Consider the following 10,877-nt stretch of genomic DNA (forward strand, 5'->3'; position numbering starts at 1 on the left):
ATCGACCAGGGACCGCGCGAGACCTCGCTCGAGAAGATGGCGTCGTTGCCCGTGCTCGCCGAGGGCAGCACGCTGACCGCCGCGGTCGCCAGCCAGATCTCCGACGGCGCGAGCGCGACCCTGCTCGCCTCCGAATGGGCCGTCGCGGAATACGGATTGCGCCCGCGTGCCCGCATCCACCATGTGAGCGCCCGTGGTGCCGACCCGATCATGATGCTCACCGGCCCGATTCCGGCCACCAAGTGGGCGCTGGAGAAGACCGGTCTGACCATCGAGGATATCGATGTCGTCGAGATCAACGAGGCCTTCGCCCCGGTCGTGCTCGCCTGGCTGCGGGAGACCGGCGCCGATCCGGAGAAGGTGAACGTCAACGGCGGCGCGATCGCCCTCGGCCACCCGCTCGGCGCCACCGGCGCAAAGCTTTTCGCCACCCTGCTCAATGAGCTGGAACGCCGCAACGGCCGCTACGGCCTGCTCACCATCTGCGAAGGCGGCGGCACCGCCAACGCAACGATTATCGAGCGCTTGTCCGCCTCCCCGAATATTTAGGCCATACGAGTAAGAGCCACACGGCTTTTCGACAGGTCCTGCGTCGGGTGCCGGGTCGACTGTTGGGCGTGCCCGACGAGTTACCCATGTACCCACGAGACCAGTTGTCGCCGAGAAGTTGAAAGGCCGCCCCGGTCGGCAGGACCGGGGCGGCCTTTCGGCGTTTCCACCCAGCCACACTCCTCGGCGATCGTCCTCTCGGTGGCAAGCTTCTGCGCGACGGCCCCCAAACGACCGCACACCCCTTGTGACGACTGCACACCCCGCGTACAGGGTGTGCGGTTATCACAAGGGGTGTGCAGCCTCGGGACAGCAAGCCCGGGGGAAGCGCGAACGGCCGCGACCGAGCGGCCCGTTCACTTCCTTTCGATCGGACGCGCTATGAATTGTGGTCCGCGGTAAGCGCGGCGATGCTGTCGATCCGTGTGACGGCATCGGCGACGATGCGGTCGATGAGTTCCTTACAGGTAGGCAGGTCATCGATGATGCCGGTGACCTGGCCCGCGGCGAGCACGCCCGCATGGGTATTGCCCTCGACGAGTCCGGCGCGCAGCAGCATCGGGGTATTGGCGGCCATGACGACCTGAGACCAGCTGAGGTCCTTGGCCTTTCGCATGGCCAGACCGTCACGGACCATGGTCGACCACTTCATGCCGGTCATGCCCTTGAACTTCGCCGCATTGGAGACCGCGGCGGCCAACCCCCGCCAGCGCCCCGAATGTTCCAGGCGATCAACGAGTTCGGTATTCAGCACACGGTGCGGCATACCGTCGACCTTGAGTGAGACCACGGTGTCCTGCAGTTGCCGCTTCAGGTACTCCTGCTTGACCGCGTCGGGCACGGTGCTCTCCTTGGTCAGCAGGAAACGCGTACCCATCGCGACACCCGCGGCGCCATAGGCCAATGCGGCCGCCAGACCACGTCCGTCGAAGAATCCGCCCGCCGCGACAACCGGAATATCGACCGCATCCAGTACCGACGGCAGCAGCAGCGTGGTCGCCACCGGACCGGTATGCCCACCGCCCTCGCCGCCCTGCACGATCACCGCATCGGCACCCCAGGCCGCGACCTTCACCGCATGCTTGGCCGCGCCGATCGACGGGATCACCACCACACCGGCATCTTTCAGCTTGGCGATGAGTTCCTGCTTCGGTGCCAACGCGAATGACGCGACGGCCACCTGCTCCCGGATCAACAGATCGATCCGCTCGGGCGCATCCGTGGCGTCGGCGCGGATATTCACCCCGAATGGCTTCTCGGTATGCGCCTTGGTCTTCGCGATCGCGGCTTCCAATTCGGCGAATGTCATGGTGGCCGAGGCCAGAATCCCGAGTCCACCCGCTTCGGCCGTCGCCGACACCAGGCTCGGCCCGGCCACCCAACCCATGCCGGTCTGCACGATCGGATGTTCGATGCCGACCAACTCGGTCAGCGGTGTCCGCAGCGAGCTCATGACGGCACCTCCGATTCCCGAACCTTCTTGGGATCGAGCACATCCCGGATCAACCGCAACTCTTCCGAGGTCGGCAGCCGGGTCCGGCCCGCATCGGCCAGTCCGGCGATCTCGAACGAGGTGTTCTCGGCGACCTCGTCGGCGGTGACGCCAGGATGCAGACTGCGCGCCCGCATCGTGTGGTCGGGTCCCTCGAAATCGAAGACGCCGAGATTGGTGACCACTCGGTGCAGGTGGTGGAACCGATACGCCGGATTGGCCGGATCGACTTTGTCGTAGCCGACGCCGGAGACGATATCGACCTGATCGACGAACACCCGACGCGTATGCCGCGAAACCCAGTAGCTGGTCGGATGATTGATGGTGTTGCCCGGCGCACCGCGCGAACCGAACATCTGCCGAGTCGGCTGCTGCAACGGACCGAATGCCGACAGATTCTGATTGCCGAACCGATCGAGCTGATTGGCCCCCATCACCACATGGCGCCGACCGGAGGCGACCACATCGAACACCTTGCGGAACGGAATCCATCCCTCGATCGGTGCTTTACCGCCCAGCGGGGGAGTATCGGCGAAGAAAAGCGCCTCGCCATCGGAGAGCAGCAGATCCGGTTCGGTGGTCAACTTGGCCAGCCGCGCGCCGATGATCGTCATCGGCGACATCGGCGAGGCCATGATTTCCCCCGCGCCGCTGAAGATCTCGGCGCAGGCGATGGCGCAGATCTCGGCCCGAGTAACAGTTTCGGTGGAAGGTCCGCCCGTTACCCGACCACCACCCCTCACGGAATCGCTTCGCGATGCTGTCATTTCTGCGCCTCCTGTGCGAACTCGCGGACGGCGGCCTGATATTCGTCCTCGGAGACCGCCAGATACTTGTCGACGAACTGCTGCCAGGACTCGGGCGTCTTGGCCGACTCCACATAGTGCTTCTGGAACTTCTCGTCGCGGCCGTAGCTATCGGCGGCCAGGGTGAAGTGCGCGCCGCCGGGTGCCTCGACCACACCGTCGACCAGCATCCGGTTGAGCAATAACGACTGCAGCGGGACGGCTTTCACCAGTTCCTCGGTCTCCACCACCTGTTCCACCGATACGTAGCGACGCTCGGCGGCCAGGCAGTACAGGTCGTCGAAGTACGGATCGACACCGGTGTAGGCGGCATTGCCGTGTTTATCGCCGATATTCAAATGCACGAGCGCCGCATCGAGATTCAGCGCGGGCATCGCGATCAGCGTCTCGGTTCGTCCGTCGCCGTCCGGATACGGCGACGCGACGGTCTTCAGCTCGCCATCCCAGAAATTTACGACATCGGATCCGAGACCGGCGCGGATCGGCAAGAACGGCAGTCGCGCGGCCGCCGCCTCCAGCCCGCATTTCAACATGCCCTCGTCCATCTCCCGCGCCACCAGTGCGCCGGACGTCCGCGCCTTGGCGAACCACGGATCGTAGAACGGCGGCGAATCCAGCGAGACGAAGCCGTAGTACGCCTTGCGCACCTTGCCCGCCGAACAGAGCAGACCGAGGTCGGGTCCGCCGTAACTGATTACGGTCAGATCGGTGATATCCGAGCGCAGGATGGCCCGCACCAGCGCCATCGGCTTGCGCCGCGAGCCCCAGCCGCCGATGCCGATGGTCATACCGCTGCGCAGCTCGCCGACGACCTCGTCGAGCGACATTCGCTTGTCCCGCATCAGTTTTCCTTGCTCTCTTCCTTACGCGCGGCCAGATCGTCGTCGAACCGTGCACGGATCTCATCCGCGACACCGGCCAGATTCAGTTCGAAGGTGAAGCCCTGTTCGTAGCGGTAGCTACGGTGCACGTCCTGCACATCGATGCCATTGAGCGCCCGCTTCGCCGCTCGGATCACCCGGCCGTCCTTGGCCGCGATGTTCTTGGCGACCTCCAGTGCGGCGGCATCGAGTTCGGCGCGCGGCACCACCTGGTACACCGAGCCGAAGTGCTGCAACTGCTGTGCGGTGATGGTGCTCGCGGTATAGAAGAGCGCGCGCATCAGATGCTGCGGCACCAGCCGGGACAAGTGAGTGGCCGCGCCGAGCGCGCCGCGGTCGACCTCGGGAAGGCCGAACGTCGCGTCATCCGAGGCGATTACGACATCGGCATTGCCGACCAGGCCGATGCCCCCGCCGAGGCAGAAGCCCTGCACCGCCGCGATCACCGGCACCGGGCAGTCGTAGACGGCCGCGAACGCCTCGAAACAGCCGTGATTCGCGTCGATCAGCGCCTGATGGCCGGGGGTGCGCTGCATCTCCTTGATATCGACACCGGCATTGAAGCCGCGGTTCTCGGCGCGCAACACCACCACTTTGGTTTCCGGATCGCGACCGGCCGCGCGGATCTCATCCGCCAGAGTGAACCAGCCGTCGGACGGTATGGCGTTGACCGGCGGGTAGTCGACCGTGACCACGGTGATGCCGGTTGATTCGGAGTGACGGTTGATCCCCATCGCATGTCCCATCGTGTGTGCCGGGGTAGGCCGATAGCCTCGGCGCTGTTTTTTCGAGCGACCTGCAAGCAGTCGCTGCTGACCCTTTCGAGCGACCTGCAAGCAGTCGCTGCTGACCCTTTCGAGCGACCTGCAAGCAGTCGCTACGGTCTGGCGAAGCAAGCAGTTGCTTGGTAGGTTAGCACGGTGGCACTCGAAATAGACCTCACCGGCAACGTCGTCCTTGTCACCGGCGGTGTGCGCGGGGTGGGGGCGGGCGTCAGCAGGGCCTTCCTGGCCGCGGGCGCGACCGTGGTGGCCTGCGCGCGACGCCCCGGTGACGAGCCGGTGCAGCATGCGGGCCGGGAGATCGAATACCTGCCCTGCGATGTGCGCGATGCCGATGCCGTGCAGGGTTTGGTCGACACGATCGTCGCGCGGCACGGCCGCCTCGATCACCTGGTCAACAATGCGGGCGGCGCCCCGTTCGCCCTCGCCGCCGACGCCAGCAAGAACTTCCACAGCAAGATCGTCGAATTGAATCTGCTCGCGCCCCTGCTGGTTTCGCAGGCTGCCAATGCGGTGATGCAGCAGCAGCCGGGCGGCGGCTCCATTGTGATGGTGTCCAGTGTGAGCGGGCACCGGCCGTCGCCGGGTACCGCCGCCTACGGCGCGGCCAAGGCGGGCATCGACAGCCTGACCTCCTCGCTCGCCGTCGAATGGGCGCCGAAAGTGCGGGTGAACTCGCTGGTTGTGGGGCCGGTTGTCACCGAACTGAGCGAACTGCACTATGGCGATCAAGACGGTATCGACGCCGTCGGCGCGACCATCCCGCTCGGTCGGATGGCCCGCCCCGAGGACATCGGTCGCTGCGCCGCATTCCTGACCTCATCCCTGGCCGCCTTCGTCAGCGGCGCGACGCTGCTGGTGCACGGCGGCGGTGAGCGTCCGGCATTCCTCGCGGCCTCGAATGCGAAACTCGGCGAGCAGACCGCTCAGGCTTGAACAATCGAATCCGAAAACGAAGAGGACACAACAGGTTATGGACACCGAGCAGATCTGCGCGGGGCGCATTGTCATCGTCACCGGCGCCGGCCGCGGTATCGGCCGGGCGCACGCGCTCGCCTTCGCCGCCGCCGGAGCCCGCGTGGTCGTCAATGATCTCGGCTCCGCGCTGAACGGCGCGGCGACCGGTGAGACGCCCGCCGAACAGGTCGTCGCCGAGATCAAGGCGCTCGGCGGCGAGGCCGTGGCCAATGGTGACGACGTCGCGGACTGGGACGGCGCCCGCAATCTCATCCGCCAGGCCGTCGACACCTTCGGCGGCTTGGATGTGCTGGTCAACAATGCCGGTTTCGTGCGCGACCGCATGTTGGTGAACCTGGGCGAGGACGAGTGGGATGCGGTGATCCGGGTCCACCTCAAGGGCCACTTCGCGACCATGCGCCATGCGATCGAGTACTGGCGCGCTGAATCCAAGGCGGGTCGCCCGGTCGATGCCCGCATCATCAACACCAGCTCCGGTGCGGGTCTGCAGGGCAGTGTCGGCCAGAGCAATTACGGTGCCGCCAAAGCGGGTATCGCAGGCCTGACCCTCACCGCTTCGGCCGAATTCGCGCGCTACGGCGTCACCGTCAATGCCATCGCCCCCTCTGCCCGCACGCGGATGACGGAAACCGTCTTCGCCGAGACCATGGCGGCCCCCGAGGACGGCTTCGACGCGATGGCTCCCGAGAATGTCTCGCCGATCGTGGTCTGGCTCGGCAGCTCGCAATCCGCGGCCGTCACCGGCCGGATGTTCGAGGTCGAGGGCGGCAAGGTCGCACTCGCCGACGGCTGGCGGCACGGCACCGCCGTGGACCGCGGCGCCCGCTGGAATCCCGCCGAACTCGGCCCGGTGGTCGCCGACCTGATCGCCAAGTCCGTTCCGCCGGAGTCGGTGTACGGCGCTTGAGCGCCGAATAGCTCCGGCAGCGCCGAAAGCTGGACGATTGCTTCCCCCGACAGAGATCGGTACGACCGTACTATATTTCGCTCCGGCTCGGTGGGGTTGTGTCGGCGCGTCCCTCGATTCGTGTTCTGGTCGTAGGGGTGCGCGGATGCGGTCCGCGGTGGGTCCGTCGCCCGGCGAACGGACCGACGCGGGTTCCACTGTGGGCGCGTCCGATTCGCCGCTGCGAGGCATCGACATACGTACTGGTCTGCCCGTTTAGTCCAGCGCGCGTAGGGGGATCAACGCGGAAATGTGTTCGGGATTACAGCCGAACTCCCGAAGGCATGATCTGGTCTGTCGACCGAGAACCGGCGTGTGGCCGGTCGGGCGTGTCGAATACCCGGCGTGGCCCGAGCCACTGCGCGGATTCGGGCTGAGGTTTACTATGGGCTCCCGTTCGTTGAAGTCCCGGAACTGAAGTGTTGCGACCGGGCAAGAGATCTGCGCTATTTCGGATGAGGGGAAGGCTGGCGCATGGCCGTTGGTCGCACGTCGCGTGTGGTTGCAGTACTTGCGACTGTCGCCGGCGTTGCGCTACTCGGGGGTGTTTCGGCCGAAGCGCAGCCCGGCGGCGCCTGTGCGCAGTGCACGGACCCGAATAATCCGACGCCGGATTCGAACGGCGATATCTGGATGCCGCTGACGATTCCGGGCCAGTCGAGTGTGAGTTCGCCGGTCGATCCGACCGATGCCGCAGCCGGTGTCAACCCGGCTGCCGGTCCCGGGTCCGCCGCCGGTTCAGCCGCGGTGGGCGCGACGGGTCTGCTCGGCGTACTCCTCGGCGGTGGCTCGGTCGGCGCGATCATCGGCACCGGCTCGGTCGGTGCCGCCACCATTCTCGGTACCGGTTCCGCCGCCGTCGGTTCCGCGGCCGCCGGTACGGGCTCGGCTGTGCTCGGAACCGGTTCTGCCGCAACCGGTTCGGCCGGTGCGGCACAGGCGGGCACGGGTTCGGCCGCGGTCGGTTCGGCCGGTGTCGGTTCCGCGGGCGTCGGATCGGCCGCAACCGGTTCGGCCGCAACCGGTTCGGCCGCCGTCGGTTCCGCGGCGGTCGGCTCTGCCTCGCCACTGCTGCTGCTCCTGATCCCGCTGCCGACGCCGCCCGCGCCCGCGCCCGCGGTGCCACCCACTCCGATCATCGTTCCGCCTGCACCGCCCGCATCGGCAGCGCCGCAGATCACGCCGGTCCCAGTGGCTGCGCCGGCCGCCCCCGCTCCTGAGCAGGCACCACCGCCGGCCGCGCCTGCCGCACCGCCCGCGGTGTCGGCCAAGCCGAATCCGGACGTCCGGGCGACCAGTGCCGACGACGGCCTGCCGCAGCCCAATGTGCTGGGTGTCGTCGGCGGCCTGATCGCCCTGGCACTGGCCGGAACCGGTTCCGGCGCAGTGAGTTTCCAGAGCGCGTCGGCCGCGCAGGCCCGCATCGATGCCGCTCGTGCCGAATTCTTCGGACCGAGGACGTAAGGGGGCGTTCGATGAGTGACAGTAGGACCCAAAGCGGACTCCGGGCATACCGCCGGGTCGCGGCGGCGGTCGACGCGGTATGCGCGGTCGCCGCGGATTCCGATGCGACCACCCTGGAGGAGGTCGTCGCCTCCATTGCCAGCGAGCGGCGCCGCGAGATCGAAATCGCCAGCGCCGAACTGGGTCCCGGTGTCTGCGGCCAGCGCCGGTTCTATCCGGACCGCGATGTCATCGTGCTCGCCACGGCACTGCCGAGCCGCGATCACACGCTCGCACACGAATTGGGCCATATCGTCTTCGATCACGAGGGCGCGCCCGCGCCGGAGGTGATGCTGGAGGCCAGCGACGATCTGATCGCCTACATGCTCAGTCAGCGGGCGCATCAGCAGATCGTCGACGACGGCGCGGACGAACTCGCCGAATGGGAGGCCGAAACCTTCGCCGCCATGTTGATGACCCGACTCCGCGTATTCAACAGCCGGGGCGCAGGCGTCTCGGTCCTTCGATTCGATGAGGCGCTGGGATGACCCTCTGGTTGACGGCCATGCTGGTCTGGGTTGCCGCCGGTGCGCGTGTGGGGCGCGTGCTGGTGAAGCCCGCGACGACAGCCCGGGTGGCGATCGTCGTCGCGGTCGCGGCGGTCGCACTCGCGGCCACCGTCGCGGTTCCGGAGATCGCGCTGGCGCTGGACAACCTGCTACCGCGCGGCCTGCATTCGGGCATGCTCTCCGACAGCATCGTCGCCTCGGCCTGGCTCCTCTTCGCGGCCGCGACCTCGGTGGTCGCCTCGGCCGCGTGGCCGGTCGTCTCCCGCAGCAATCTGCGCCAGATCGCCTTCGTCATCTATGGCGTCGGTGTGCTCGCGGTCGCGGTGAATCTGTTCTGGTCCACCACCTTCGGCTGGATAGTCGTTGCGCTCGGCTGTGTATTCGTCGTCGTCACCGGTGTGCGCAATCTGGACTGGACCACCCTCGGTCGCGGTATCGCGATCTACACCGCGGGCACCGCGGTCGTCGCGGTACTGGCTGTGCTGCAGGTCCGCCGGGCCTTCACCGATGTGCCGGCCGCGCAGGCCGGCGAACCGGACTGGGCTTGGCCGATCTGGGAGGCGGCCGCGCTGCTCATCGCGTTCGGCGCGGTCTGGATCGTGGTGGAGTTGTGGGTGCGTGCGCGAATCCTGTTGCGGCAGATCAAGGTTCTGCACCGCACCATGGTCGGCCGGTTTCCGGAGGTGGTCGCACACGAGCAGACCGGTACCTCGACGCAGCTCAAGGCATCCGATCAGGTCGCGCAGATCATGGACGCGCTGTATCTGCAATCCGGCGGCGGCGTCGAATTGGTCGCCGCGGGCCCGCCACCGCCACTGGTATCGGCGCGTGCGGACCGAGTTGCGCAGTGGGCGCGAAACCCATTGGGCGATGTAGTAGTCGACGCGCGGTGGATTGCTCCGCCCGAGGGCATTAGTCCCCGCGGTTGGATCCAGGCAATCGCGCGTGCCTACGAGGCGGGTGCCGGATCCGCTGCCCGAAATTGATCGTGTGCAATCAAAACCGATCAGTCCGAAGCATTCTGAAGGACTTGCTCGGGGTATTCAATATGGTTGACATAGCAAGGAATCCGGCTGGGCTGATGGCCATGCCGGATTCCATGTGTCTACCGACGTATCCGCACAACTGATTTCGTCACAAACCGGTCACTCCGGGCGCGCTTTTATCGCAACCCTGCGCTGTCGCCAAGCCCACAATTTTATGGGTGACGGCGGATGCGACGAAGTCGAGCAGCAGCAATACCCATGACGCAGTACGGTGCGGCCCTGTGGGCCGCACCGTACTGCACTGTGGGAGAACCTATTCGGTACCGTCCGGAGGAATTTCGGGCAGACCTTCGCTTGCCCGCAATTTCTCCGCCATGGAGGTGAGGAGGTTCTGCGATTCTTCGGACAGGTCGAACGCCCTACTCGACAACCGTCGCAGCCCGTAGCCCTGCAGCTGGGACAGCAACTCCAGATCGTGATCGATCTTGGCGGCATAGATGTCGTTGAAGAAGTAGTCCGGCTTGACCTTGAAGAACTTGGCCAGTGCAGCCACCGTTTCGTCCGACGGGTTGGTCCGCTGTCCCGACCGCAACTGCGAGAGGTACGGTTTCGAGATCGGATGCCCGGAGGCCGTCAGCGCAGCCGCAACCTCCGCGTTGGTGTGCGGCTTGCGCCCCGGGGGATGCACGGTTTCGAACAGCTTGTTCAGCCGCGCCGCGAAATCAGCCATTGTGAGCCGCCCAATTCCCTTCGCTGTACTAACAGTCGTTATCTCGGATACGTATCATTGATATTAGCGGCTCAGTAACTGAAAACCTACGCCTGATTCAGGATTTCCTTGAAGCTTCTAGGTGCCGCTCCGGTGAAGTCACTGCGACGGTTGCGTTTGCGGGTCACGCCAACGGCTCTTGAGAAGGGGTGGTGTGAACCGGTTCTGGCCCGTCGCGAGGGTCTTCCCCGATAGGTCTATGATAGCGAAAAGATAGCTGATAGGTCATCTACGTGCCTGTGCTGGACTTTGTGTGGCGTACGACACGTTTTGGGCGCATTGGGATGAACGTTCAACTTTGGAGCAGAATTGGTTGAAACTGCTACAACCGCTCGATGATGGTGCCTGTCGCCAATGCACCACCCGCACACATGAGCACCATCGCGGTGCTACCGCCGGATCGCTCCAGCTCGTGCAAAGCCGTTGTGATGAGCCGAGATCCGGTTGAACCGACGGGATGTCCGAGGGCGATCGCGCCACCGTTTACATTTACCCGGTCCATGTCTGGCTTGTGTACAGAGGCCCATGAAAGTGCCACTGCCGCAAAGGCTTCATTGATCTCGAAAAGGTCGATGTCGCCGATATTCATTCCGGAGCGTTCGAGCAGCCGGGTGCAGGCCTGCACCGGACCGTCGAGATGGAACTCGGGCTCCGCGCCGACGAGCACCTGGGTCAC

General features: G+C 65.8%; 11 protein-coding genes and 1 pseudogene. 6 read left to right on the forward strand and 6 right to left on the reverse strand.

Features of this window, described 5'->3' with window-relative positions; genetic code table 11:
* On the forward strand, positions 1–549 hold a 549-nt coding region (locus ON44_RS03230), incomplete at its 5' end, for a thiolase family protein (protein WP_040686282.1).
* A 379-nt stretch (positions 550–928) separates the two neighbouring features.
* Here ON44_RS03230 and ON44_RS03235 read toward each other — a convergent pair.
* The 4 genes from ON44_RS03235 to ON44_RS03250 are packed head-to-tail and all read right to left on the reverse strand — an operon-like array spanning position 929 to position 4,462.
* The gene (locus ON44_RS03235) at positions 929–2,002 is read right to left on the reverse strand and encodes an NAD(P)H-dependent flavin oxidoreductase (protein WP_040686283.1); all 1,074 of its coding nucleotides are present in this window, start codon (positions 2,000–2,002) and stop codon (positions 929–931) included.
* Positions 1,999–2,808 carry a CoA-transferase subunit beta gene (locus tag ON44_RS03240; RefSeq protein ID WP_051181435.1) on the reverse strand — a complete coding sequence of 270 codons (810 nt, stop codon included), beginning with the start codon at positions 2,806–2,808 and terminating at the stop codon, positions 1,999–2,001. The genes ON44_RS03235 and ON44_RS03240 overlap by 4 nt, the downstream gene beginning before the upstream one ends.
* Entirely contained in the window at positions 2,805–3,689 is an 885-nt protein-coding gene (locus ON44_RS03245; protein ID WP_083897627.1) for a CoA transferase subunit A, read from the reverse strand. Before ON44_RS03245 ends, ON44_RS03240 begins: the two co-directional genes overlap by 4 nt.
* Positions 3,689–4,462 (reverse strand): enoyl-CoA hydratase family protein, encoded by a 774-nt coding sequence (locus ON44_RS03250; RefSeq protein WP_040686291.1) that lies wholly within the window; start codon positions 4,460–4,462, stop codon positions 3,689–3,691. Before ON44_RS03250 ends, ON44_RS03245 begins: the two co-directional genes overlap by 1 nt.
* A 186-nt stretch (positions 4,463–4,648) precedes the next feature.
* On the opposite strand from ON44_RS03250, the gene ON44_RS03255 reads away from it, so the two are divergent.
* The 5 genes from ON44_RS03255 (at position 4,649) to ON44_RS03275 (ending at position 9,432) form a co-directional block, all read left to right on the forward strand.
* On the forward strand, positions 4,649–5,446 hold the full coding sequence (locus ON44_RS03255) for an SDR family oxidoreductase (protein ID WP_040686285.1): 798 nt from the start codon (positions 4,649–4,651) through the stop codon (positions 5,444–5,446).
* A gap of 37 nt (positions 5,447–5,483) precedes the next feature.
* The gene (locus tag ON44_RS03260) at positions 5,484–6,395 is read left to right on the forward strand and encodes an SDR family oxidoreductase (protein WP_040686286.1); all 912 of its coding nucleotides are present in this window, start codon (positions 5,484–5,486) and stop codon (positions 6,393–6,395) included.
* A 537-nt stretch (positions 6,396–6,932) separates the two neighbouring features.
* Positions 6,933–7,898, forward strand: a complete 966-nt coding sequence (locus ON44_RS46465; protein WP_157187041.1) for a hypothetical protein — start codon at positions 6,933–6,935, stop codon at positions 7,896–7,898.
* Positions 7,899–7,909: 11 nt separating this feature from the next.
* On the forward strand, positions 7,910–8,425 hold the full coding sequence (locus ON44_RS03270; RefSeq protein WP_040686287.1) for an ImmA/IrrE family metallo-endopeptidase: 516 nt from the start codon (positions 7,910–7,912) through the stop codon (positions 8,423–8,425).
* The gene (locus tag ON44_RS03275; protein ID WP_040686288.1) at positions 8,422–9,432 is read left to right on the forward strand and encodes a hypothetical protein; all 1,011 of its coding nucleotides are present in this window, start codon (positions 8,422–8,424) and stop codon (positions 9,430–9,432) included. Before ON44_RS03270 ends, ON44_RS03275 begins: the two co-directional genes overlap by 4 nt.
* 313 nt (positions 9,433–9,745) lie before the next feature.
* Here ON44_RS03275 and ON44_RS03280 read toward each other — a convergent pair whose 3' ends face one another.
* Positions 9,746–10,162, reverse strand: coding sequence for a helix-turn-helix domain-containing protein (locus ON44_RS03280; protein ID WP_011207048.1), 417 nt, complete (start codon positions 10,160–10,162; stop codon positions 9,746–9,748).
* Between the two features lie 361 nt (positions 10,163–10,523).
* Positions 10,524–10,877 (reverse strand): annotated as a pseudogene (locus ON44_RS03285) (steroid 3-ketoacyl-CoA thiolase); the annotation flags it as partial.

This window comes from Nocardia vinacea NBRC 16497, from assembly GCF_000308835.1.
In the GTDB taxonomy this organism is placed as follows: domain Bacteria; phylum Actinomycetota; class Actinomycetes; order Mycobacteriales; family Mycobacteriaceae; genus Nocardia; species Nocardia vinacea.

Coding starts and splice junctions, on each gene's coding strand:
- ON44_RS03280 (WP_011207048.1), bottom strand. CDS start 10,162: ATGGCTGATTTCGCGGCGCGGCTGAACAAGCTGTTCGAAACCGTGCAT.
- ON44_RS03270 (WP_040686287.1), top strand. CDS start 7,910: ATGAGTGACAGTAGGACCCAAAGCGGACTCCGGGCATACCGCCGGGTC.
- ON44_RS03240 (WP_051181435.1), bottom strand. CDS start 2,808: ATGACAGCATCGCGAAGCGATTCCGTGAGGGGTGGTGGTCGGGTAACG.
- ON44_RS03275 (WP_040686288.1), top strand. CDS start 8,422: ATGACCCTCTGGTTGACGGCCATGCTGGTCTGGGTTGCCGCCGGTGCG.
- ON44_RS03250 (WP_040686291.1), bottom strand. CDS start 4,462: ATGGGGATCAACCGTCACTCCGAATCAACCGGCATCACCGTGGTCACG.
- ON44_RS03260 (WP_040686286.1), top strand. CDS start 5,484: ATGGACACCGAGCAGATCTGCGCGGGGCGCATTGTCATCGTCACCGGC.
- ON44_RS03235 (WP_040686283.1), bottom strand. CDS start 2,002: ATGAGCTCGCTGCGGACACCGCTGACCGAGTTGGTCGGCATCGAACAT.
- ON44_RS03245 (WP_083897627.1), bottom strand. CDS start 3,689: ATGCGGGACAAGCGAATGTCGCTCGACGAGGTCGTCGGCGAGCTGCGC.